Below are 26,119 nucleotides of genomic sequence, written 5' to 3'. Positions count from 1 at the left end.
CGTTGCGATTTGGTCTTTTTTTCTATAAAACGAAACTATGTTACCTCGAGGAACGTCTATCTTAATGTAATACTCTTGAAGCGCTAGTGAATTTAGATGGGTTAAACGAAGCAATTTTTACAACATCACCTGTTTGAGGTGCGTGGATATATTGACCGCCTCCGATATAAATTCCAACATGATATGCAGGTGATCCCCTGAATACTAAATCTCCCGGTTGTACTTGGCTTAAAGGAATTCGTGTTCCAAAGTTTTGCTGGTCGCGTGATACCCTTGGAAGACTAATGCCCACTGAATTTCTAAATACATAGGAAGTAAATCCAGAACAATCAAATCCACTTGGTGTTGAACCACCCCAAACATATGGAACACCTAAGAATTGTTTTGCGTAAGCAATAACTTTACTTGCAGCTTCAGGACTTGCAGGGCTGACAGCAGTAACGGTTGGTGCTGGTGCAGAAACTGTTTTCCCAGCACTAGCCTTTGCAGCTGGCTGTGCAGATGTTGTTGATTGTGCAGGTGCTGCTGATTGGCTTTGAGCTGCTAATCTAGCCTGGTTCTCTGCTTCTTCTTGGGCACGTTGCTGAGCTAATTGTGCTTGGCGCTCTGCTTCTTGCTGCGCAGCCAACTGGCTTTCTTGGCTATCGAGTTTAGCCTGTGCCTCTTGCAACGCCTGGTTCAGTTCTTGTTTGTTGGCTTCAATTTTTTGCTGCTCAACAGCTAATTCAGATTTGCTCTGCTCCAATTGATGCAATTCTGTATGTAATTTTTCCTCTGCACTGTCTAATGCTTCTTGTTTATCTTTTAGACCCTGCAGTAAGTCTGTATCGTTTTGAATAATTTTCGAAATAGCCGTAAAACGAGTTAAAAACTCGGAAAGGTCTGTAGATGTAAACAGTATTTCTGCGTAGGTGGCAACAGACTGTTTACCTTCTGATTGGATGCTCTTTAAACGTTCAGCATAAACTTGCTTGTGAACATCTAACTCCTTTTTAGCTTGTTCAATCTCTGCTTCTGTTTCTTGAATTTTTACTTGCTGTGATTCTATTTGGCCGCTTAGTTTTTGGCTTTGCTCCATTGCTAAGCTAATTTGGTTATCTAATTGCTGCACCTTGGTTTCAAAGTCATCAACCTGTGCTTTGGAAGCATTTATTTGTTCTTCTGTCACCTTGTCAGCGAAAGCAGGTGTAACAGATAGCTGAATCATCGTGGCAAGGATGGCAGCGGATACAGTGTATTTAAAAAACGATTTTTTTATCATTGAAAGTCTCCTCTTGTAACCTATTAGTATTTCAATCTCCTAATATATTTAATAGTTTATCGTTCAAAAGACCGAAAAACAATGATACCGTCGGATTTGTAATATAATTGTAAAGTAATGTAGAAAATTCTGTTAACAAGTCGAGTTTCTGTCCTCAATTTGTAGAAAAAACTTTAAGTAAAAAAATGGAACGTCGCAAAACTTAGGCTTTTGCAGCCTCCTATTTAGCTTTATAATAAATTCAATTTACTGTAATTAGTGGCAATGATGAGGAAAAGTAGAATGATGATACTTTCAACAGAGAGCTTCGGGAGCTGAAAAGGAGCAAAGTGATTCATTTGAACAATGGCCTCTGAGCCCCGTACTGAACCTAACTTTTTGATAGTAGTAGGCTGCGGCGAGAGTTGGTACTCGTTATCAAAACCACAGTATAAGAGCCCTAAAAAGTGCTCCGTACTTGCAGAGGCTAATTGTGTGAGCAGTTAGTGAATTAAGGTGGTACCACGTGGATTAAGAACCCCGTCCTTATCTATTTTTAGATATGGACGGGGTTTTTTGTTTTTACAAAAAAGGGGGAAGTTACAATGACTATTTTTATCGGAGGAGCTTGGCCGTACGCCAATGGCTCTCTGCATCTTGGACATATTGCAAGTTTACTTCCGGGAGATATTTTGGCACGTTATTATCGGCAAAAAGGGGAAAAGGTTTTATATGTTTCCGGAAGTGATTGTAACGGGACCCCTATTGCCATCCGGGCCAAACAGGAAGGTGTTACTCCAAAGGAAATTGCTGACCGTTACCATGAAGAATTTGCAACTAACTTTAAAAGATTGGGCTTTTCCTATGATTGTTACACACGCACCGACACCACCCATCACCACCAGACGGTACAAAGGATTTTTCTCGAGTTGCTGAACAATGGCTATATTTATAAAAAATGGATTGAACAGACCTTTTGCACAACCTGTGATCAGTTCTTACCTGACCGATACGTAGAAGGAATCTGTCCAAACTGTGGGCAGCAGGCTAGGGGCGACCAGTGCGATTATTGTTCTGCTATCCTGGACCCGGTGGATTTACGGGAGAAAAAGTGCAAAATCTGCGGCAACACTCCTGATGTCAGAAAAACGGAGCACTTTTACTTTTCTTTACAAAAATTTGCAGAACCACTGAGACAACTAGTCGATCAATCCAGAAAAACCGCTTCTTGGCGGGAAAATGCGATTCATTTATCCGAACGGTATATCCATGAAGGCTTACAGGATAGGGCTATATCAAGAGACTTGCCCGTCGGCATACGTGTTCCTGTCGAAGGTTACGAGGAGAAAAAAATCTATGTTTGGATTGAGGCAGTTTCTGGCTATTATTCCGCGAGTAAAAAGTGGGCATTGGACAAGGGGAAGGATGATTCTGAATTTTGGAGCAAGGACGCCGTTTCTTATTATGTTCATGGCAAAGATAATATCCCTTTCCACACGATCATTTGGCCGGCCATTCTTTTAGGAATTCACCAGCAAAAGCTGCCGGACCGGATTGTCTCAAACGAATATTTAACATTGGAAAAGAAAAAAATTTCGACAAGCCGGAATTGGGCGGTATGGGTGCCGGACATTTTAAATCGATATCACCCTGATTCGATTCGCTACTTTTTAACAATCAATGCCCCAGAGAACCGCGATACGGACTTCTCTTGGCGGGAATTTATCTATAGTCATAACTCCGAACTGCTTGGTGGTTTTGGAAATTTAGTCAATCGGACACTAAAATTTATTAGCAAATATTTTAGTGGCCAGGTGCCACAAAGTTCGATTGATCCGGCGATTAACAAGAGAATTGAAACATTGTATGTGACGGCAGGGAATTTAATAGAGGGAAGCCAATTTAAGAGGGCTTTGGAAGAAATTTTTGAACTAATCCGGTTTACCAATAAGTATTTTGACGAACAAAAACCTTGGAAACTGATCAACGACGATCCAGCCGCCTGTGGGCATGCCATCTATAACTGCACCGTAATTATTTCCAATCTAGCCCAGCTGCTGGCGCCTTTTTTACCCTTCACAAGCGGACAATTGAATGAAATGTTAGGAAGCGAGGAACTTAAGTGGAACTTTTCAAGCTCTGTTCCACGTGAAATTGTGGACATCAAACCACTGTTTGAACGGATCGATATCTCTGAAATAGAAGTGGAAATCGAAAGGCTAAATCAACAACCTGCTAAATAGGTTGTCCAAGTTTAAAGGCTTAACTAAGGTACACCTTAGCTAAGCCCTCATCCTTGTTTATCCAATAGGTCCCTAGAGAGCTTTTTTGATAAACTCCAATGTACCTTCTATAATGGCCTGTTGGTCATGATCTAGCGTGGCAACATGATAGCTGTCGTGCAGGTGGCGAATTTCCTTAAGCTCAGACTCGATGCCATCATAAATAATTTGCGCATTATCTGGCGGAACGACGTGGTCCTCATCCGAAACAAAGATTAAGGCGGGGCAGGTAACTTGGGCTAGATTGGCTTTTACCTCTTCCATAAAAGTCAAAATCTCTTTCACAGAGCGAACAGGTGTCTTTTCATAAGCAAGTTCTGTTACCCCCGGCTTTTTAATGTCTGAACCAATTGCATCTAAAAATCGCATATCTTCTAGTTCACGAACCGGTTCCATCCCCGGTATGCTTATGGCGGCATTAATGAGGATAATAGCCCGAAGCTCCGGGTGATTTTCAGCCATATAGAGTGTCAACGTGCCACCCATGGAAAGACCTGTAACAAAAATCGTGTCACACCGCTCCTTCAGCCATTGGTACCCTTCTTCAATTGAGGCAATCCAATCCTGATAGGTAGTTTGTTCCATATCTTCATAATGGGTGCCATGGCCTTTCAGCCGCGGACCACATACCGTATAACCGGCAGCAGCATAGGCCTCGCCTAACGGCCGCATGCTTTGAGTTGACCCCGTGAATCCATGGGATACCAAGATTCCCACTCGGTTCCCTTCAAAATAAAATGGCTCTGCACCTTGCAAAATTGGATATTGTTCAGACACTTTCACATTCCTCCATTTACGTTGAATCTACTAGTGAAATACGGTTTTGCCTAGGATTTAATAAATGGAGCTCACGTTTTATAACATCCTATTGTAATATCCTGTGAGCTCCATCTTTCAATCTCGTAATATGAACTTACTATCAATATAAGTAACTATGAAAACGCTGTCAAGGCGTCAACCAACAATTATCATCATATGCCAAATACGCTTTAAAAACTAAATGGCAGATTGATAATATTTTGCACAAACTAGAAACTGGCATAAATAGTCTGACAAACTAGAGCCAACCCCAACACAATGGCGGGAACAAATTTCGTCTGTACTAATGCTGCCTTCCTTGCCGGATTACTTTTTGACAAAAAGCTCTGTTTACATACTCGAATGGCGCAAATAATCGACTGGACAAAAAGGACACAGGCCAGAAAAATACTAATATGAACAAGAATGATTTCGTAGTTGACCGACACCGGCAAGACCATTTGATGGCGGAATAGGGAAGGCATGGCCGTTTGTAAATGGAAGTAGACCGGCACGGCCAACAATACCACAACAGAAAGTCCCCATATACAGATAAATGACCAAATGATAGCTGCCTCGTGCAACTATATAAAACAGTCCGAGGGCTGCCATTGAAGCGCTTGTATAGCCTGCGTAGGAAATAAGGGCCTTTTTGAATGGTGAGGCAAGCTTCCCACTGGTTTGGCCCGAACCATCTCGAAGTAGTAGGATTTTATTTCTTCCGCCTTCCAAGCACACACTGATCACTAAGCTGACCAAGTTATGGACATGGGCTAAAAATACCCGGATAAAAGGGAGCCTGCTTCCCACAAGCGCCGCCCCCAAGTAAAGCAGTATTAGTGTCGTTGTACTCATATTACCTAACCTCCTCTCTCTTGCATTTTGTTCCTTGATATATTGAATAATAATAGTGAATGGTGAAATCTTGGTGAAAACTTTTTAAAAATATAGGTGTTAATTTTGACCATTACGATACACGCTATAGCGATTACCGAATAAACCTGATAGAATACGTTGAAATCAACTTACAGGAGCTATAATCATGAAACAACAAATTTCATTTTCATCATACGCAGTTATTGGAACGATGCTGTTCGGTTTATTTTTTGGCGCCGGAAATTTGATTTTTCCGATTCAAATGGGACAACTTGCTGGGACCGACTTTTGGCCAGCACTAATTGGCTTTCTGGTTACAGCCATCGGTCTTCCTTTTATAGGAATCTTGGCGTTTGGGTTGTCGGGAAATAATGGCTTGCGTGACTTGGCAGGGCGCGTCCATCCCCTATTTGGCCTTGTCTTCTCCATGGCACTTTACTTAACAATTGGACCGTTTTTTGCCATTCCACGTACAGCCACCGTCCCTTTCGTGGTCGGATTCGAACCATTTATGAATCCAGAGCACACTAGTGTCTTTCTAGCGGTCTTTAGCTTTTTATTTTTTGCCATTGTTTATTATTTCTCATTGAACCCGGCGAAAATTATTGACTATATCGGCAAATACTTAACACCTGCGTTTTTAGTGTTTTTATTCCTGTTAATTGCGGTTGCCATCTTCAAGCCGATGGGCAGTTTTGAACAGCCTGTGGGGGACTATAATAAGTTGGCGTTTATAACTGGCTTCAGAGAGGGATACAACACGATGGACGCACTTGCCTCCCTTGCATTTGGGATTGTCGTGATCAACGCCATTAAGGGGCTAGGCATCACTGATAAAAAAGAGATTGCTAAAGCTACCTGGAAGTCAGGTATTTTCGCAATGGCACTAATGATGCTGATATATGCATTGATTACCTATATGGGGGCTTCGAGTGTCACAGCAATCGGTACATTCGACAATGGCGGGCTGATTTTTGCCGCAGTGGCGCAGCACTATTTTGGGCCATTTGGTTCTATATTGCTTGCGGTTATTATCGTACTGGCGTGCTTAAAGACTAGTATCGGCCTGATTACGTCATGCAGTGAGTTTTTCCAAACAATATTCCCTAAATTAAGCTACAAATCATTTGTACTCGTTCTTTGTCTCGTATCTTTTATGATTGCGAACTTCGGTTTAAACAATATCATTCAATTTGCCGTTCCGGTATTAATGTTGTTGTATCCGTTAGCGATTGTGCTCATCATATTGACTCTCTGTTCGCCGTTATTCGGCCATAAGCAAAGTGTATACGCGGTGTCGATGTTCTTAACCTTCTGCGTAAGTCTTGTTGACGGGTACAGCACGTTAGCAGGGAGCTTACCAGGGGCAACCGTTTCCTTGTTCGAGTCATGGAAAGGACTCTACGAACATTATCTACCGTTCTACCATCTTGGCCTGGGCTGGATGATCCCTGCTGCAATAGGTATGGTGGTTGGCTATTTTTGGCCAAAGGCAACAAAAGAGAAGCACTAACCTTAAATGGTGGTGCTTTTTCTATATAATGATTAACTTTTTATTTTTTCCTAAGACAGCTTATCACTAGAATCAAAATAGCAGTCCAAAAATAAGCGGCAGCTTTCCTAAAAGAAATTGAAACGCATTTAGAGCCAATAATCCGGAGGCAATAAGCACTCCCCAGAAAACAGCCTTTTTCACGACTACATTCATATCGCAATTTCCTTTCTTTACTTGGTGTAATAAATACTAGAGGAGATTGGTGAAAGATCAGTGAAAAAAATAAACTTATTTCATTTGAATTCTTTGATTCTAAAAAGTAAAAAAAGAGAGGCACCATCACTAAGCGGTGCTTCTCTTCTTAATTAAATTATAATGCAGGCGACTTTTCCTTCTTCAACTTCTCCATTTCCTGATATAACTCTTCTTCACTGACATAACTACTATAGGCCGCGTCAAATTTTGCTAACGGCGCCGCAAACGGATATCCTGCTTGTACTTCTGCTTCCATCAATAATATCCTCTCTTCGGCACGTGCCACACCTCTGGCAATATCATCTGTATGAAAGGAAACTGTTGCCTTTTGGATTTGCTTCATCGACTGCGCCACGTTAGCGCGGGAAGCTAACAAGATTTTCTTTTGCTGGATTTTGTTATACGTATCTTTCAACTGGTCCAATTTTTCAGTTAGAAGCTGGGTTTGTCCTTTAATGGCCTCCAACTGCTCTTGATAAACTTGTAACTGTTTTTCATGGTTTAGCTTTTCTTGGACAGCCAGCTTAGCCATTGCGTCATCCCCTTGGCCGATGGCCAGCTTCGCTTGACGAGCACGCTTCGCTACCAACTCTCTAGTTTCCGCAATGAGTGCTGCCTGTTTCTTTTCCACAAAAATTTGCCGTCTAAAGCTTGCTGGCCTTTTGTAATTTCCTGTTCCATTTCTCCGGAATACTCATTTAGCATAGCAATTGGATCTTCAATCCCATCCAATAGTCCATTCATTTCTGCTGACGTGATGGTTTTTATTCGTTTAAAAATACCCATTGTTATTCATTCTCCTTTTTAGATTTTTTTCCCATTGGTCTAAAAGGTTAGCATTTTGGTTTGTTACTGGTATATGTGTGCCTACAAGAGAGGTGTCGATAAACTGTTGCATAGAAGCTGCCTTTGATTTGTTTTTCAGCCATCTGACTACTAATACTAGAACAGCTAGTCCTATGATTAGGAAGAGCCAAGGAAATCCGCCATCTGGGTGAGGGGCATTCATCTGATGGGAAGCGAATCCGCCCCCATGCATTCCCCTGCCGCCAAAGTCATGTCCTTGTGGACCTCTGGCATATGCGCTGCTGCCTCCTAGTAGAAAGTGGAGCACATTGAACGCAAGTACCATAGAAGCAACGATGGCTCCCCAGAAAATACCTTTTTTACCTTTAGTATTCATCTTATATCCTCCTTTCCTACCTGATGTAATGAATAATAATAGAGAACGGTGAAAACTTGGTGAAAAAATAGCTTTTTTCAAAACTGATAGAAAAAAAAGAAAGGAACCTATCAAGGTTCCCTTCGACATTAGTTCTTATTAATTTTTACCATTGATAACCATAACATCTTTGTACCAATAGAATGATTTTTTAGGCTTGGTTTCAAGTGGCCATTTCCATTTCATTATGTCTATACAAATGGAATTTATATTTTCTCCCGGATCCAAACACTCATCTCCCCAGGTTCCCGGTTTCCCCAAACAAAGTACGGGACGGCTTTAATACGTATTTCCTCAAGCTCTTTTGGCTTGGTCCTGTAAAGCGTATGACCCCAATCGGATTTCTCTTCTTGAACAGCACACGTTTCTATAGTCACCACACCATTTAAGATGGATGGGTCGAATTTACCCATTAACACGGCATCTGATGGCAATAGAATCGAACCAATCGTCTTACCGTTGTCCACTTCCTCTAAACAATAAACGAACGGTCCCCGTTGCAAAGCGATTTTCCCTGCATTTGCCCTTACTTCTGGATGGGCGTACAGACGCTGGATTTCCATATCCATTTGCAGTTCTATCTGATCCCCTTGTTGCCATTGGCGGTGAATATAAGCATAACCATCACGAATTTCCGGAGTCAGTTCTTGTCCATTGACAACAAACCTAACGGCAGAGGACCACCCTGGCACACGGAATGACAATGTAAAGGAAATGAATTGTTCTGGATTCACCGTAACCTTCACACGACCGTTCCATTCATAATCACTATCCATCACTAAATGGACATTGCCTTGAGCAAGCGTAACATTTGTTTCGTTACCAATATATAAATGGGTGAATATTGTATTCTCATTGTATGTAAAAATATATTCACCTAATGAAGAGACAAGGCGAGCCACATTCGGCGGGCAGCAGGAACAGCCATACCATTTTTGCCGCACCGGTTTTACATGCCGTTTTCCTGGGTCCTTTTCACTCGCTTCAGGTAACACTTCAAGGGGATTGACATAAAAGTAATGCTTCCCATCGGCTGACATTCCCGCAATCAGGTTATTATATAACGCTCTCTCCAGGACATCTGCATATTCCCCCTTCGCTTCTAGCTGAAGCATTCGTTGGGCAAAGAAAATTAATCCGATAGATGCACAAGTTTCCGCATAGTTTGTATCGTTGGGCAGGTCATAGTTAAAAGTGAAAGCTTCACCTTGATAAGTGGAACCAATGCCTCCCGTAATATACATTTGCTTATGGACCATATTTTCCCATAGACGTCGGCATGCTTCAAGTAGGCCTTCATCATTGGTGTATTTTACAAGGTCGGCCATTGCCGTATACATATAGACCGCACGGACGGAATGGCCAACCGCTTCCGTCTGTTCCCGAACCGGTACATGTGCTTGATTATACTTTGGATAATGAGGTGCAGGTACTCTGCGTCCCGACCAATGGGACATCCCTCCGCGCTTCTCCCACTCCTCAACAAAGAAATTAGGCTCTGTGCCTCGTTCATCAATGAAAAATTGACTTAGCTTTAAATATTTCTCATTGTTTGTGACTTGATACAGTTTTACTAGTGCAAGTTCTATTTCCTGATGTCCATCATACCCACGGATTTTTCCGGATTCTACTCCAAAATGCTCATCAATATGGTCAGCAAATTTGCACATCGCATCAAGCAGTTTCCGCTTTCCGGTTGCGCGATAATAAGCTACTGCTGCCTCAATCATATGTCCAGCACAATACAATTCATGACATTCATACAAATTGGTCCATCGTTTTCCCGGTTCTTTAATGGTAAAATAGGTATTTAAATAACCGTCCTCATGTTGCGCTTCAACAACTAGATCAATCACTTCGTCCGCTGTGTTCTCCAGGTCGGGATTTCGTTCCGCAGAAAGAGAGTATCCGACTGCTTCAAGCCATTTCGCCACATCACTATCCTGGAAAACCATCCCGCCAAACCCGCCTTTTTTTCTGCCTGCTGCAATTTCAAAATTTCGGATGGCATAACTTGGTTCAGCATCCTTTATCCGATCGTTTAATGCCTCCCACTGATACGGAATCACAGTGTCTTTTACTAGATTCATATACTTTGTCCAAAATGGATCCTTTATTTGGACTTTCTGAAGAGGAACCGCTTGATAGCTACCTTTAGGACTTATTCCCATTATTATCACCTTAATTATAAATAGTTTTAATTCATAGGTTTGTATAATTTTCTTCCATTATAACTCTTTATTGGATATAAATACCATTTATAAAAAGTATGTTATAGTCACACATAATGAAAGAGGCCAGATGCCACCTCTTTAAGTGGCACAGGCCTCTTTCATTATTCTGTAACTGAATTTAACTAATTGTTAGGTACCTCAACCAATCCTTCTACTCCTGCCTGTAAAGAGGTCTTTGCGGCTACCACTTGCTCTAGCGTGGATTCAGGATTTTGCAATACCTCTTTGGCTGATTGAAATGCTTTATGGAAGGTTTTCCAGCTTTCATCAGTGTAATTCTTATGGTCTAGACTTTGATTATCATCATACACTTTCTGAAGTTTGGTTTTATCCACTTCCACTTTATTTCGGCCAGTAATGACGTCAATACCATCCAAAGTAAAGGTACCGCCTTTAATCACGACTTTAGCTGTATGCTTGGCATCTTTTAGTCCGCGAACGTTATAAGACGTTTGCCGGTCGCCCTTCGCGTAGATTCTGTAATTCTCATCAATCAATTGGCCATCGACATAAACGTCAATCAAGGCATCCGGAGTTGCACCAAACAAATTGAAACCAGATCCATCAAAATGGAAGACCATGCTGCTCTTAGGACTATCTGCTTTTGGTGTGCTATAGATGTTAACACCGCGATAATCCATGTAGGTTTCGGTTCTAGCATTATCTTTAAGAGATACCTTTAACGTATGAGCCTTTTCTTCTAGATCTCTGACTGAATACATTACACCGTTGGCATTTACACTAAAGTTGCCTGCATCTGTACCGTCAAGCTCAAAATTATACTTTTGTGCAGCATTAGGTTGAGCCAAAAAGTCAATTCCTGATCCAGTGAAATTAATAAGAACATACGGACTGTCATTGAAATTCGCCCACGCATTTGTGGTATTAGATCCCCAGTCAGATCCTTTTCTGAAGAGATAAACCGTGTTTTCTTTATTTTCAATCTTTGATTCATCTGATGTTTTAACAATATCAGTCGGTCCTAATTTTTGGACGGCTAATACTGGGTCAGTTGTTTCAATTTCAGCTTTGGTAAAGCTAATGTACTTTTCTTTAGCCACCACTTTCAGAGTATGCTCTTTATCTGCCAAATCCGCAGCAGACCAGACCATTTGCGTCACACTGCTATTATTTACGTAATTCGCTTCACCGACTAACTCTCCATCGAGGTAAACGTCACCTTTGCCGTTTGATGGATTGGTTTCGCCGAACAATCTGATTTCCGTTCCTTTAAATTTAATTTCAAGTGACCCGCCAACGGAAGCCCACGCGTTGCTGCTGTTGGAAGACCAACCTGAAGAGTAGAATACTTTGTTCAGTGTACCTTGCACCGCAGTAGAGTCCTTGTGTCCGACGGTTACACCGTTCCATACCGGAACAGTCGTTGTTGCCGTCATTTGGGTACGGTTAAAATGAGCATAACCGGCTTGGGTATAATCCCATTGGCCAAGATAGGCAATGGGATTCAAGGTATCCCTATTATTCAAAGCCGCCTCTTCGGAATCATATTTCTTGCCTTGAGCACTGTCGATTTTATCCGAAGTATAAGTATAGCCTTTAACCGGATCCACACGGAAGTTGTCCATCAGGGTTTCGTAATAACCAGATCCAATTGTTACTCTGCCTGCCATAACACTGGAATCCTTGTCCGTAAAGGCATCGATTTCTTTTCCATCCAGATACAGGGTAAACACATTTTCTTTTGCTTCAAAAGCTAGATTGTGCCATACCTTGTTATCGAAGTTTTCAATCGTTCCGCTCTTTTCCACTTTTCCAAGCTTAAGAATTTCATATTTACCATCCGCAAAAATACGGGCATTGTATGGCGCATTGGAATCCGTGCCGCCGGCTTTCACCTGTCTTACACCAATTAAGGCATAGTTGCTTCTGCCTGCTGCTTCAGGTGTATGCGTATCTAGTAAAAAGTCATAGGAAGCTTTATAGTTGACCCAGCGATGGTCACCAATATTGGTAAATGGATTGCTGGAAGATGCGGTTCCATCCTTTCCTCCCCAAACGGCCCAATCTGCTCCAATAATGTCTGGAGTCATTTTTTGCTGCAGCATGTTTCCATGAGCCTTTGCATCCGGAATTTGCAGATCAGTACGTGCAGCACTCCCACTTGCTGCAGGTTGGGATGCTTCTTTCACAACCTCAAAAGCGCCCATCTGGTCAGTCGTGTATCGTGGAGTTCCACCGCGGCGGTCCACATAATCCCTGCCTTTTTCATCGACAGGATATTTTTTGTATTCAAAATCGTCGGTATACGGCAACGGCAAGATGGTGTCTTTTGAAACATCCACCGGTTCCGGTTGATATTCAAAGCCTTCCACTTCTGACTTCTTGTCTAATGTGGAAATGGTTACGATAGAATACGGTTTTACTTCAATCTCATATACACCGTCTTTTGGTGTTACCTTACCCACATTTTTAAACCAGTTGGCATCCACGCTTTCTCCCTTATCGGAACCACGGGTTTCCCAAACATAGACAGGGGCATCTTCTTTCTCTTTTAGGTTTTCAAGTTTAATCGTATATTTTCGGGTATTCTTTGTATTATTGGCAAAAACGGTTGTATAGTCATCTGTTTTTGGATCTTTTAAGGTTAAATAATTGTGTGTGCTCGTATCGACATCGACACCACCGTCGAAGAAGGCACCGTCACTATAGGTTGCCCCTTTTACATACATCCAGCTCTCATCTTCTGGGGTGGAGAGATCATCCTGTCCGACAAAGTTCATTACATGACGGACACCTTCTAAGCCGCCATCCGCTTCATAAAAACCGGACCATGGGTCGTACGCGCTAATCAGGTGTTTTGGATTATAGGCAGCACCTTCGTAGAAAGCTGCGACAGAAGGCTGGAAGTCAAATGAAACGGCATTAAGCGGTGTATTGCCCGCACCGGTCCAGTTATAGACAGAAATAATCCTTGATGTGACATCAATGATTCCTGCTTTTCCGCCAAGCCCATTATAATTCGGCTCCATGTTTTCACGGTACCTGGCATTGATCATTGGGGCAATTCCCTCGGACACCCAGTTTTCTTTAGGCTGTTTGCCCTCTGAAATCAATTTATTTTGCAATTGGTTGAGTTCATTTGACCCCGTCAGTCCATAATGAGAGCTGATGACATCAATTTCATCGATTAGATCCGGATTGTTAAGCAGCACTTGGCTGATGGATTTGGTATCACGATACCCATCGGCTGCAACCAGTTTAATATCTTTATAGTCTGTATCATAGTTGGGTTCTTGCTTGATTCTTGAAGTAAAAAATTTCAGCCAGTCCACTTCGTTACGACTATCACTAACATTATTATTTTGGGTTCTCTCATTTTGAGAGATTCCAATATAGTCCAGTTTAAAACCATACTCTTTATAAATCGCATCGAAAGTCTGCTTATACCATTGGTAGCGGTTCTCGTATTCGTTATTTTCTGCTCCGTTCCAAGTCCAACGCGGCTCACCCCAGCGCAGGATTTCAACCGAGATATTTGGATTGATTGATTTGGCATCGGCGGCAAATTGTAACCCCGCCCCTCGAAGTACATTGGCTGGTTCATCCGCATATCGCATCGTGGCAGGCTCCGTACCCGATGAGGAGTTTACATCGGCTCCAAGCTCTACTTTAATATGCGTTAACCCAGCCCCTGTGTCTTTATTAAACAGTTTGTTCATGATTTCCCAGTATTCTTTTGGATGTTCTTCCTTGTAATCAAGCAATAATCGGGATGTATTGTTGGCCGTGACCGTTCCAAAGCCTTTAAAACGATTATATTGATCTGTATCGTTGCCGTTGATTGTAATGGTTTTCGTGATGACATCCGCCTTTGAAACATTGGCACCGACAAATCCAACGGATCCCAATACCATGGAGGCCGCACATAGACCCCTGAATATCTTTTTAGCCTTTTTTCTTCCCATTTTTTAAAATCTTCCCCTCTTTTCGCTCAAGACAAAAAAAACGAAATCAACATATGATTGCGCTATTTCTATTAGAGTTTTATGAACTTACCTGGCATTACTGAAAGATTCTGAGGTTATTCTATGGAGGCGTGTTTGCATGCTGTCATTCTTAGGGGTTAAAAACATTTTGTAAAATTCTTATCAGATCCCTCCTTTTTTAAAAACCTATTTTCCAAAGGAACTTTGATAACGCTTTCATTATTTCATAGATTCTTTTCATCCATATAGCATTATATTGACTAGATTCATTGTTTTTTTTACATCTTTTTCCTTCCATACTTTTTAAAAAGGTTTTGTTAAATTTGGCCTTTGATTTCCGCTCCAGTCGCTTAAGCATTCCCGTGGGCGTGCCGGGGAGCCCCGTACTCCAGCACTAGTCGAGCGCCTTTCTCTCCTATCAACAGTGTTAAAAAGATCAACATTATTGTTGAAAAAAGTGAGAGGCAAGCGCCGCTTTATGGTAATATGTAGGTAATATTAGGAAAATTCGGACTTACACATACAGGACATATTTTTGAAGAAAGAGGTCTACTTTGTTGAGGTATTTAGAATTTTTATCGGGTGGAATGCTAGGTTCGCTTTTCCAATTGTTATATGGGGGCATCCTATATATTCTTTTCTCTTTTATTCGATTGTTTTTGCCATATCAGCACCTATCACCACTTATTATCGAAACACTTATTTTCGCATGCTTTTATGGATTCGGATGGTTCTTTTACTGGAAGTTCAACAATCGTCAAAGTAGAAAACAGGTCATTTGGAAAATTGGTATGGTGACACTTCCACTTTTCATTCCTTTAATTTTATTTGATCCATCCGATAAACCGATGGCTATGATTCCATTCTCATTTGCCGATTATCGATTTAATTTCATGCTCTTTGTTACAACACTTATCCTTTTCCCAATATATTCTTTCCTTTTAAGTCGCCACGTTTTTGCGGGAGAGGCCAATCGAGTTAGAAAAACAACCTTTACCTTCGCATTCTTATTTTTAATCGGTACCTGCTGCGCCTTTATGAGCTGGTCCATCATGCCGTTGATTTATAAAAAGTAGAACAAAAACGCCTCCTTTATAGACTAACCTACTGAAATGAGACACTATAAAACACCCTCGAAATGGTACACTTATTAAAAGTACTAATTCGGAGGTGTTTTTGCGTGGGCAAAAACGTTTATTCAAGTGAAACAAAGTGGGCAGTAGTTAAGGATAAAATGAGTGGGCAGTTTACAAATCAAGAAATTATGAAAAATTATGGGATAAAAAATGTATCTCAAATTAAAACATGGATGAAATGGTATCGTGAAAATCAAGTAAACAGATTTAATCAGCCGATTGGTAAACAGATTTAATCAGCCGATTGGTAAACAGTACACCTATGGACATGGGCCGGATTATCAAAGTGCTGAGGAAAAGAAAGAGAGTCAAATTACCCATTTAAAAATGGAGAATGAAATCTTAAAAAAGTATTTGGAGATCGAAAAGGAGTTGAGAAAGCAGTAGTCCTCCAGTTAGTACAAAGGTTGCGTAAAAAGTATACTGTTACAGCTATTTTAGCAGCTCTAAATGTCCCCAGAGCTACTTACTATCGTTGGGCATCCAATCAAGAAGTCAAATTGTCCAGGTATGAAGAGACAATTATTTCAGTATGTATTGAAACGAAATATCGTTATGGGCACCGTAAGATTACACAATTATTAAAACGTAATTATCAAATAAAGCTAAATCGAAACACAGTTCAACGCATTATGCAGAAACATCATTTACAGTGCGGAGTGAAACCCAAACGAAAATGGAAATCTCAAGGAGAATCGGTTATTATTGCGCCCAACCTATTAGAGCGTGATTTTAAGGCAGTTTTGCCTAATCAAAAGTGGGTAACGGATATCACTTACATACAATATGGTTCATCTACGCTCTATCTATCGACCATAATGGACTTATACAATAATCAAATTGTGTCTTATAAACTGTATACACATCAACAAACACCTTTAGTTATAGATACATTAAAAGATGCGTTAGAAGTAAGAGGAAACCCTACAGGCGTTATCATCCATTCGGATCAAGGTAGTGTATATACTTCATATGCCTATCAAAATATAGTAAAAGAGAAGAACCTGGTAAGTAGTATGTCAAGAAGGGGGAACTGTTGGGATAATGCAGTTATTGAGTCGTTCCACTCAAATCTAAAATCAGAGGGATTCCAGTACGTGAAGTTTAATTCAATGTCTTTAGAGGCGGTCAGAGAGCAAGTGGACCAATATATTAAATATTACAATGATGAGCGTATCCAAGAAAAATTAGGCTACCACACACCATTAGAATATGGTAGTATGGCAGCCTAAGAAGGTGTTTTATTATTGTCTCATATGCCTATGTCAGTCTATTACTACGGGGGCGTTTTTGTTCTAACACTAATTCACGTCTACTCAATTACATGCCAACTCTATGAATCATAAATTCAAATTCCAGGTTTTCATTCGCCTTGAGGAGGTGCTCCTCATGAACCGGTGACCCCCAGCTATCATCCCCGCCGACTCCCATTTGCTTGCCAGCCACAGTGACAACCGTATAGTGGATGTTAGGCAGCTCGTAAACATGCTGAGCGTTCTCAAGCTCGAATGCTGTATATGGAGAAAAATTGCACTCCAATGGTTCTGTTAAAGAACGTATTTCCATTCCCTGCTGATTTCCGTCCGTCAAGCTTACTCGTCTGACACCGGTACGATTGCCGGACTCTTGCGGCATCACATAGCCTGATAAATTGTCTGTTACGTTATTTTGGAAGATACCGAGTCGTGCTCCCTTGTTTCGGTCAGAGTAATTTTCTTCCGGCCCCATTGCATACCACTCTAGTTGATTATAATCTGCAGGAACCTTAAAGGAAAACGCAAAAATCGGCAGCTGCGGTAGACTCTCGGCACCTTTATACGCCGTTTTTACCCGTACACTAGCATCAGGATAAACCGTGTACGCTGTTCTCACCTCAATCTCCTGGTTAATTGAGAACGTATACGTGAAGCTAACAGTCACTTGTCCCTTGTTTTCCTCCACTTGGGTATCCACGCATTTCCTTGTTAAGCTGGCCGCATACCAAAGCCCAGAATGGAAGCCTTGGGAAAATCCCCGGTCATTGTCTGTCGTTGCTCTCCAGAATAATGGAGCCGGCGGCAGGGCAATCATCTCTTTTCCTGCGTAATTCAAAGAAACCAAGCTTCCCTGCTGCTTTGAAAACATGACCGTAAAGTCCTTGCCATGTACGCCAATATTGACATCTCCATGAGCGACCCGCAATTCACCTTTAGGGAGGGCTAACTCCTTTGAACCAGACTGGAAGACATATTGCCCAAACGCAATCTCATACCCGGCCTCCGCCCATGCCGTGCTCTCCTTCAGCTTTAAAGCTGTATGGACACAGTACTCACCATTAACTGCCATGATGCCTGCAGGCCAGTTAAACTCAAAGTGTCCCGTGCTTTGCGGTCCGACAGCGGCAGCCAGCGTGTTACGGTATACTTCCTGCCCCTCTATGAACAAGGCATATTCCAATTCATAGTCACTCGTATTCGAGAACAGGCTTTCATTTTTAATGGTTACACCGGTTTGGTCAGGCAGAAGCTTAAAGTTTTGATATAAAAATTTAACCTCCTGCATCTTTGGTGACAACTCCCGATTGGCATACACAATCCCATTTGTGCAGAAGCCGTAATCTGTCGGCCTGTCTCCAAAATCACCGCCATATGCGAGGTATTCATTGCCATAGCGGTCCTTCTTATATATGGCTTGGTCAATATAATCCCAAATAAATCCACCTTGATACATCGGATACTTCTGTTCTAACGCGGTATATTTATACATGCCCCCCACTGAATTGCCCATAGCATGCATGTACTCACAGCTGATGTACGGCTTTTCTGGGTTTTCCGTCAGATATTTTTCAATAGCATCAGGTTTAGCATACATACGGCTTTCCATATCGCTCGTTTCATTATAATCACGGTTATGGAATACCCCTTCATAATGAACCAAGCGGCTTGGGTCGGTCTTTCTGAAATAATGGGATACGTTCAGGATGACCTCTCCGGCATAGGATTCATTGCCACACGACCAAATCAGAATGGAAGGATGGTTCTTGTCCCTCTCCACCATCGAAATAGCCCGGTCCATGACAATGTTCTCCCAATCGGGCCTGTTGCCCGGAACGTTCCAAGATGGCTCTACTTTGCCCATCTTTTGCCAAGAGCCGTGTGTTTCCAAATTCATTTCATCAATGACATAAATTCCATATTCATCACATAACTGGTACCAATAGCTTTGATTAGGATAATGGGACGTCCTTACTGCGTTGATATTATTTCGCTTCAACGTCTTAATATCCCATAGCATATCTTCCTTTGTAATGGCACGTCCGCGGCGGGGATTGAATTCATGGCGGTTTACCCCTTTGAAGACAATCCGTTCGCCATTGAGCCGCATGATTTTATCAACGAGCTCGAATCTTCTAAAACCGATCCTTTGTGGAACAACTTCTACCAATTGTCCAAACTCGTTATAGAGTTGGAGATATAATTTATACAAATAAGGATTTTCCGCGCTCCACAGGTTAGGCTTGTCTACAGTGATGGAGATGTACCATTTTCCTTCCTTCTCGTTCCCGGTGGTGCTGGCAACGAGATTCCCTTTTGCATCCACCAACTCGGCTGTTATTTTTGAAGGGGCCTGCCCTTGAAGTTTTACATCTGCTTTCAATGTCCCTTTGGTAAAAGTGGAGTCCAGTTCCGGGCGGACAAATAAATCCTGGACATGTATTTCCGGCACTGTGTAGAGATAAACATCGCGAAAGATTCCTGAAAATCGCCAAAAATCCTGGTCCTCCAGCCAGCTTCCGGTACTGCGTTGATATACCTCAACGGCAAGCTTATTCTCTCCCTCCACTAGATAAGGAGTCAGTTCAAACTCAGCCGGAGTAAACGAGTCCTCACTATAACCAACAAACTCCCCGTTTAACCAAACAAAGAATGCGGACTCGACTCCTTGGAATGAGATATAAACCGGTTTATCTTGAAAACGGGCTGGGACTTCAAAATACTTAACATAGCTGCCAACTGGATTATGTTCATCAGGAATTTCCGGGGGCCGAATCTCATGGTGCCCATCCCATGGATACATGGTATTGACATATTGCGGTTTTCCATAACCTTGCAGCTGGATATGTCCAGGAACTGTGATGTCTCCCCACCCGGAGCATTGGAAATCTGTCTTATAGAATTCAGCCGGGCGGATGCCCGGGTTCACACTATAGCTAAACTTCCAATTTCCATTCAAATCCTGACGGAATCTCATGGGAGCACCATTTTGGGCTTCTTCCACTGATTCATAATATTCATGGTCCGAGTGCGCCGGAACACGATTAACCGCAAACACATTTACATCAGTTAGCCAATCTATCGTTGGAATGGTTTTTCTTATGTTTGGAATCACCGTCATAAACTTTTCACACATCCTATCTATTTTATATAAAAATGAGGAATTGAAATTCTACCAAAATAATTCCTTGTACCCTTTTAAACTCGCAAGTCCTTCGACAAAAAAGTAATCCCCATAAATCAACGGATTATCGGTGAATTTTCCTTCAGGGAAATGGCTGGTACCATGAAGAATCAGTCCTTCTTCCGTCCCTTCCCACTCACCATAATTTTTATATAACGATTCAAGGATTTTCTCCCCGGCCTTTTGATAAACAGGTGATTCTTCCGTCCGTACTTTTTCTGCTAATAACAGGAGACCGCACGCAGCAATGGCACCTGCGGAAGAATCCCTTGGGGACGCGACTTCAGCTGGAAGTCGGAAATCCCAAACAGGAACAAAATCCTCTGGCAGATGAGAGATAAAGAAATGGGCGACCCTTTTAGCTGTTTCTAGGTATTTTTCTTCTCCTGTATAGTGATAGCTTAATGTCAGACCATAAATTGCCCAAGCGGTTCCTCTAGACCAAGCAGAATAAGGGGCATAACCTTGCCCTCCTAACGCTTCCACTTTTTCACCGGTATCAGGATCGAATCGAATAATATGATGAACCCCTCCATCACTCCGGATAAAATGTTCCAGCACTGTATCAGCATGCCGTTTGGCAACACTTTTGAACCTAGGATCGCCGGTTTCCTCAGAAGCCCAGTAAAGTAACGGCAAATTCATCATGCAATCAATGATTGCGACCCCTCTGTTGTCTTCTCCTTCACTCCATGGATTCCACGCACGGATGAAGTTTCCATTGACGTTGAAGCGCCCCATCAGAAGGTTGGCAGCAAGCAAGGCCCGCCGTTTGGAATCTTCATTTCCAGTAATCTTATACTGGGCAATACTGGTTAATGTCCACATAAACCCCATATCGTGATCGAGACGGTAATAATCATTTTGGACCTTATCGAGCTTTGCCTCACATTCTTGAGCCAGTTGCTTTAGAGCATCATCCCCTGTCTCCCGATAAACTTGCCATAGGACGCCAGGCCAGAAGCCTGCCGTCCACCAGTACGGCTCTTCCAAAATATATGACCCTTTTTCACTTGCATGTGGAAAGTTAGCACCGATCCTTTTGCTTGTTCTCGTTACTCTTTTTGTTACTTGCTCCCACGCCTCATTAATCCAGTGCAATTGTTCTGCCATTTTTCTCACCTTTCCTGCTTATCCAAGAAACAAATGGGGTGCGCACCTTTGGGAATCGCTTTCAAAAATGTGGCAACCCGTTTCCTGGGTTATCTTTTTTAGTTACATTATAGGTTAGTGGCAGATTGGATGATTAACACTATTTTGATTACTATATAAACATTTTTGACCAATCTTTCCCCTATAAGATTAAAAGCCCAGCCATACACTGGACCTGAATACAAAGAATATTTTAACTTATTGAAACTTTTCCGCTTCGATACTCAACAGGGGTTACTCCCACATGAGTTTTAAATAGCTTTATAAAATAGCTTTGATTATCGTAACCAAGCCGTTCGCAAATTTCCCCAACAGAGCCGGCTGTTTGTTCTAGCAATTCTTTAGCTCTGGCAACTTTCATTTTGGTCACAAATTCAACAAAGGTTTCCCCCATCTCCTTCTTAAACAATCGGCTAAAGTAACTCTGGTTTAAGTACAGATGACTCGCAACCTCTTCAAGGCTGATCCTCTTTTCCAAATGAGCAGAAACATAACCGATGGCATCCAAAATTTCCTTGCGTTTCGTCCGATTGTAAACTTCATTTAAGAAGTGTAATAACGTTTTAAAGTAATCGATTAGAAGGAATTTTAACTCACATAAAAAGTCGCAAGTCAGGATTTTTTGATGAAGGCATTCCATCGAATGCCCGGAACGAAAATAATGCGAGGCCTGCAGCCTAATCTTGAGATCTAACAGAAGCTTTAGGATCCATTCCTTTACCTGCTCAGGTGAGTAATTCTTTTCTTCAATCAATTGTAACCATTTGGAGAAAATGGGATCTAACTTGCTTTCATCTCTCGTTAACAACAGTTCTCTGAAATCCGACGATGCTTTATCGTAATAGGAAAACAAGTCTTCGGACTCTGCAGGAACACAGGTCCCCCTTTTTACAATAGAGCCTTTCTGCATATAAAAACTCTGATGCTTTGCATTTAATAGCTGGGACAGCTCCTGTTTTAAATTAGATAAGTTGGAGACATTCTCGCCAATCAAAAACGATACCTCAATATTCAATATCCCCTTCAACGCCTTCTGTAGCTTTTTCATATTTTCATAGGATTTATTAAAGGGATCTAAATTGATGGGTTGAGAATACGGAAATAAAAGGATGAACTCTTTTGGACTGAAGCAGAAGTGAAGGGCATTCCAGTTCAACTCTTTCATTACTTCCTCCATGACATTATTAAGGGCATAGGTGAGCATATCCTCGGTCTGAAACCGTTCATTCACTTTGTGAAAATCATGGACTAATAGAAGTGTCGCCATGTAACTTTCTTCATTTAATTCCAGTCCCAGGGCCTTGGCATCCATGAACCATTCCTTTTCAGGTATTTGGGTTTGATGAATGGTTCTCCGGATGAATTGATCTTTTACATTCTCTCTATTTCTGTCCAACAAATGCTGCATTTGAAGCTGCTCAAATGTCTGCTGTTTTTTGTCGTCAAGGGATTCTTTTACCTTCAGAACTACATTGTACAAATCTTGGGGGTCAAATGTATCTTTAACTAAATAATCCTGAACTTGAAGTTTTAACGCTTGTTTGGCAAATTCGAATTCCGAATGGCAGGATAATATAATCACCTGCAGGTCGGGATTAATCTCTTTTAGTCGTTTGGTCAACTCGATCCCATTCATTTTTGGCATTCCGATATCAGTAATTAGGATGTCAGGCATTTCTTCCATTGCTCTTTCCAATGCGCTTATTCCATTTTCATGAGTGCTTTGAAGCGTTATCCCCAGTTCCTTCCACTGAACCGTTTCAGATAAAAACTCCACTACCGGATAGTCATCATCAACTAGCATTACTTTGTACATTAGACTTCATGCCTCCTTTAGGGATGGACAGGATGACCTGAGTTCCCTTGCCTGGTTCGCTTTTTATATCCATTTTGAATTCTGGGCCAAACGACATATACATCCGTTCATATACATTTGACAGACCCAATGAAGAAAAGCCTTTTTTATTGCTGCTATTCGAGTAATCAGTGCCATTTGATGGGATGAGTTTGCTCTTCAACTGCATCAAATTCTCTTCGTCCATCCCTTGCCCATCATCCTCTATCACAATCATTACTTTAGTGTCATCGGCCTTTGTCATGACTTTAATGGTCCCTGCACTCTGATTAAGACCATGGATAATGCTGTTTTCAATAATCGGCTGCAGGACAAATCTGGGAATCATGATGGAGTTTGTTTCCTCTTCTATTGATAATTCCACATTTACTTTTTCTTTTTGCCGCATATTCATAATGTTGATAAAGTCTGAGACAATCTGAATTTCTTCATGAAAAGCGATCGTCTTTTTCTCTTTTGATATCGTCATGCGCAACAGCTTTGACAACGAACTGATCATATTGGCACTTTCTTTGTCTCCTTTTACCATAACCTTCATTCGGATGGAATTCAGAACATTAAATAGAAAGTGTGGATTGATTTGCGCTTGGAGCATATCCAGTTCCGCTTTTCTTTTTCTCTCCTCCGTCATGGTAATTTCCTCAATCATTTCATTGATGCGGTCTAGCATCTGATCAAATGATTTTGATAATTTTCCAATCTCATCCCTGCTGTGAATCCGGGAGCGGATGGTTAAATCTCCTTGCTGAACGTTGTCCGCAACTGTTCCTAGACGGGCAATCGGCTTTGTAATGGTCCTTAATAAATAAATCATTAGGAGGATAAAGATGGCGAAAAACAGAACTTGTACTAAAATGACTTTGTTAAATATGGAATTCACTTTATTGGTTGCTTCTTTGTAAGGGACAACGGAAACTAGCTTCCAGCCTGTGAAAGAAATTTTATGCTCCGCAAGGATATAGTTCTTCTTGGAAACCCGAAAAACATTTGAATAATTATTCTCCTTTAACTGATTTCTGTACTCAAATAATTTCCCTATTTTTGAATGATTACTGCTAGAAAGCATGTGATTAGTGGAATCCAAGAGTACCATTTCTTCTTGGCCATCCATGTTTTTGAATATTTCACTGACTTTACTTTCCATTATGGTCACGATAACATAGCCATAAATGTTTAAATTTTCATCCCTTAATGTCCTGGCAACAGATATTTGATAGGGATTCTTTTTCTTCTCCGATTTAAATACGGTTGGTTCACTGCCAATCCAAACGGATTCGTATCCTTTTGTTTGGTTTAAATGTTTAAACCATTCTTCATGAAATAAATCAGTCGGATTATATTCATTAATCGAATAATTGGTATACGATTTTCCATTTTTTAAGAGGATGGTGACGTAGGATTTTCCTCCGAGCAACGTGATATTATCAATTGTTTCGTTGATTTTGCTATCATCCATAAATAATTGATAGGTTTGGTCAGGGGATGTCCCTATCGTATCTTTTGATTTTCTCTTTAATAGAGTATTCATTTCAGCATCTACTTGGATGAAATTTGTAATGTACATCATATCCTCGAAGAGCTTTTGCACATATTCATTCGCTATGGTCAACTCCCGATTAGCATTCGATAACGCTTGATCCCTAATAGTATCTTTTGTCAAATAGTTATAGATAAATAACGTCATCGCTGCCGGTATGAGCAAGCAGATGATGGAGATGAAAATTACTTTATAACGAAATGAACGAGCCGACAGTATTGTTTGAATCTGCTTCACCATATGCTCAGTCCTTTAATCAAAGTTGGTCGACTAAACTACCCCTGCCCAGTTTTATTGATTATTTTCGATAATCTCTTGTGTTCTTGCTTGACATGCTTTTATTGTTTCATCGATATCTTGTTCACCAAAAATTAGCTTTTCATATTCTTCATTAATAACTTTATATATTTCTTCCTGATAAGGGGCCGGAGAAATAAACTTGGACGACTTCGCATCCAGTATCACACTTTTTAATGACTCTTTATCCACTTTTTCGGGATGCTTTGTGCCACTAATAACCTTGTCTATTATTTTTGTTATCTCACTGTCACTAGTCTTGTTCCACGATGGAATATTTTTACCCTGTACAATTTGTCCTTCCGTCGTATACCAGCGAATAAACGTATAAGCTTCTTTTTTATGCTTGGAATTGGCGGCAATCGCCATATAGTCTGTTGTCACCAGCGTGTATCCACCAGTATCCGTTTTTTTATTTTTGGGGAACGGGGCAACAGCTACATTAAAGCTGAGTGGATAAAGGCCTGTTCCGCCAAGTTCTGTGTTCATCCAGCTCCCGATTATGATGGAACTTACGTGTTGGTTAAAGAACTCGTCCCGGTAATGAAGCTTTTTTGAAATCGTATCCGCATAGGGAACAGCCGAATGGTCTTGTTTTTCCATTTTAAGTCTGATTTCCAGTGACTTCTTAAACAGCGGGTTGTCTAAATTTGATTTCCCATCACCCGTTACAAATTCAGAGTTTTCAGGCTCACTAGCAAGTGCAAGCCTCATATACTCCAGCCAGCCTCCGTCCTGTGGTCCATGAAAGTATGTTCCGTAATGGCCGTCCCTAGTAAGCGCTTTAGCATATTCCATAAATTCGTCCCAGGTCCAGTCCGTTGGCACCTTAAGTCCTGCTGCATCCAAATGATCTTTATTTAGCAAGACATACCATGGATTAAATTTACCGGGCAGTGCATAATATTTTCCATTTATTTGAGTATCTACTTTGTATTCCTCTGAAACCTTATATCCTTCATGATTAATAAATTCATCCAAGGGTGCAGCCATCCCCATATTGACATGTTGAGCATAACTAGCAGAATCACTGAACATCAGAACATCCATTTGTTCTCCCGATGCTGCAGCAAGGTCCAGCTTTTTGATAGACTCCCTCGTGTCTCCCTTATCACTAAGAACCACTAAATCAATATCAATGTTTGGATACTTTTTTTCAAATGCCTTTATGGTTTTCTTCCAGTTGTAGTTCGCCTCGGTCCCGTGGGAATAGAATTTCAATGTGATTTTCTTGTCCTTTTTTGGAGCTGACGCAACCTTGCCTTCGCTGTCCGAACAGCCGGCAATTAGGCCGGAAACGAGTATGGTGCAAATAAATAAAGACCATATTTTTTTCTTCATTCTACACCCCCCAGG

Annotated in this window: 17 protein-coding genes, 1 pseudogene and 1 other annotated feature; of the genes and pseudogenes, 4 read left to right on the top strand and 14 right to left on the bottom strand. The window is 41.3% G+C overall.

The genetic code is table 11. The annotated features are described in order from the left end of the window. Positions 1–61 precede the first annotated feature (61 nt). Entirely contained in the window at positions 62–1,261 is a 1,200-nt protein-coding gene (locus BN2425_RS15880) for a C40 family peptidase (RefSeq protein ID WP_052352903.1), read from the bottom strand. Between the two features lie 255 nt (positions 1,262–1,516). Further along, positions 1,517–1,791: a binding site (T-box leader), on the top strand. A gap of 54 nt (positions 1,792–1,845) precedes the next feature. Here BN2425_RS15880 and metG point away from each other — a divergent pair. Beyond that, positions 1,846–3,483, top strand: a complete 1,638-nt coding sequence (gene metG, locus BN2425_RS15875) for a methionine--tRNA ligase (protein WP_042461495.1) — start codon at positions 1,846–1,848, stop codon at positions 3,481–3,483. A 72-nt stretch (positions 3,484–3,555) separates the two neighbouring features. On the opposite strand, the gene BN2425_RS15870 is transcribed toward metG, so the two are convergent. Beyond that, positions 3,556–4,299, bottom strand: coding sequence for an alpha/beta hydrolase (locus BN2425_RS15870; protein WP_042461492.1), 744 nt, complete (start codon positions 4,297–4,299; stop codon positions 3,556–3,558). Positions 4,300–4,731: 432 nt separating this feature from the next. Continuing rightward, a complete protein-coding gene (locus tag BN2425_RS15865; RefSeq protein WP_042461489.1) occupies positions 4,732–5,175 on the bottom strand; it encodes a hypothetical protein in 444 nt (147 codons plus the stop codon). A 187-nt stretch (positions 5,176–5,362) separates the two neighbouring features. On the opposite strand from BN2425_RS15865, the gene brnQ reads away from it, so the two are divergent. Further along, positions 5,363–6,709 carry a branched-chain amino acid transport system II carrier protein gene (gene brnQ / locus BN2425_RS15860; protein WP_042461487.1) on the top strand — a complete coding sequence of 449 codons (1,347 nt, stop codon included), beginning with the start codon at positions 5,363–5,365 and terminating at the stop codon, positions 6,707–6,709. Positions 6,710–6,781: 72 nt separating this feature from the next. On the opposite strand, the gene BN2425_RS23350 is transcribed toward brnQ, so the two are convergent. The 6 genes from BN2425_RS23350 to BN2425_RS15840 form a co-directional block, all read right to left on the bottom strand. Then, complete coding sequence (locus BN2425_RS23350; protein ID WP_264757811.1) at positions 6,782–6,904, bottom strand: hypothetical protein; 123 nt, start codon at positions 6,902–6,904, stop codon at positions 6,782–6,784. Positions 6,905–7,061: 157 nt separating this feature from the next. Continuing rightward, the gene (locus tag BN2425_RS15855; protein WP_195891954.1) at positions 7,062–7,577 is read right to left on the bottom strand and encodes a PspA/IM30 family protein; all 516 of its coding nucleotides are present in this window, start codon (positions 7,575–7,577) and stop codon (positions 7,062–7,064) included. Beyond that, positions 7,529–7,732 (bottom strand): PspA/IM30 family protein, encoded by a 204-nt coding sequence (locus BN2425_RS22305; protein ID WP_052352901.1) that lies wholly within the window; start codon positions 7,730–7,732, stop codon positions 7,529–7,531. The genes BN2425_RS15855 and BN2425_RS22305 overlap by 49 nt, the downstream gene beginning before the upstream one ends. After that, positions 7,719–8,129 carry a hypothetical protein gene (locus tag BN2425_RS15850; RefSeq protein WP_042461484.1) on the bottom strand — a complete coding sequence of 137 codons (411 nt, stop codon included), beginning with the start codon at positions 8,127–8,129 and terminating at the stop codon, positions 7,719–7,721. The genes BN2425_RS22305 and BN2425_RS15850 overlap by 14 nt, the downstream gene beginning before the upstream one ends. A gap of 245 nt (positions 8,130–8,374) precedes the next feature. Then, positions 8,375–10,339 carry a glycoside hydrolase family 127 protein gene (locus tag BN2425_RS15845; RefSeq protein ID WP_042461482.1) on the bottom strand — a complete coding sequence of 655 codons (1,965 nt, stop codon included), beginning with the start codon at positions 10,337–10,339 and terminating at the stop codon, positions 8,375–8,377. A gap of 185 nt (positions 10,340–10,524) precedes the next feature. After that, positions 10,525–14,328: a glycoside hydrolase family 30 protein gene (locus BN2425_RS15840; protein WP_042461480.1), complete on the bottom strand. Its 3,804-nt coding sequence runs from the start codon at positions 14,326–14,328 to the stop codon at positions 10,525–10,527. A gap of 578 nt (positions 14,329–14,906) precedes the next feature. On the opposite strand from BN2425_RS15840, the gene BN2425_RS15830 reads away from it, so the two are divergent. Together BN2425_RS15830 and BN2425_RS15820 are read left to right on the top strand one after the other, a co-directional pair. Then, the gene (locus tag BN2425_RS15830) at positions 14,907–15,425 is read left to right on the top strand and encodes a hypothetical protein (RefSeq protein WP_042461476.1); all 519 of its coding nucleotides are present in this window, start codon (positions 14,907–14,909) and stop codon (positions 15,423–15,425) included. Between the two features lie 104 nt (positions 15,426–15,529). Then, positions 15,530–16,717 (top strand): annotated as a pseudogene (locus BN2425_RS15820) (IS3 family transposase). 88 nt (positions 16,718–16,805) lie between these two features. Here BN2425_RS15820 and BN2425_RS15815 read toward each other — a convergent pair. The 5 genes from BN2425_RS15815 to BN2425_RS15795 form a co-directional block, all read right to left on the bottom strand. Continuing rightward, positions 16,806–19,859, bottom strand: a complete 3,054-nt coding sequence (locus BN2425_RS15815; RefSeq protein WP_042461470.1) for a glycoside hydrolase family 2 TIM barrel-domain containing protein — start codon at positions 19,857–19,859, stop codon at positions 16,806–16,808. A 51-nt stretch (positions 19,860–19,910) separates the two neighbouring features. Further along, positions 19,911–21,035, bottom strand: coding sequence for a glycoside hydrolase family 88 protein (locus BN2425_RS15810; RefSeq protein WP_042461467.1), 1,125 nt, complete (start codon positions 21,033–21,035; stop codon positions 19,911–19,913). Positions 21,036–21,267: 232 nt separating this feature from the next. After that, entirely contained in the window at positions 21,268–22,890 is a 1,623-nt protein-coding gene (locus BN2425_RS15805) for a response regulator transcription factor (RefSeq protein WP_042461464.1), read from the bottom strand. Further along, positions 22,868–24,706, bottom strand: coding sequence for a cache domain-containing sensor histidine kinase (locus BN2425_RS15800; RefSeq protein WP_042461461.1), 1,839 nt, complete (start codon positions 24,704–24,706; stop codon positions 22,868–22,870). The genes BN2425_RS15805 and BN2425_RS15800 overlap by 23 nt, the downstream gene beginning before the upstream one ends. A 51-nt stretch (positions 24,707–24,757) precedes the next feature. Then, positions 24,758–26,104 carry an ABC transporter substrate-binding protein gene (locus tag BN2425_RS15795; protein ID WP_042461458.1) on the bottom strand — a complete coding sequence of 449 codons (1,347 nt, stop codon included), beginning with the start codon at positions 26,102–26,104 and terminating at the stop codon, positions 24,758–24,760. Between the last annotated feature and the right edge of the window lie 15 nt (positions 26,105–26,119).

This window comes from Neobacillus dielmonensis, assembly GCF_000612665.1.
Taxonomy (GTDB): domain Bacteria; phylum Bacillota; class Bacilli; order Bacillales; family Cytobacillaceae; genus Neobacillus; species Neobacillus dielmonensis.
Note: the sequence above shows the minus strand (reverse complement) of the source record. Positions and strands in the feature narration are given on the sequence as shown.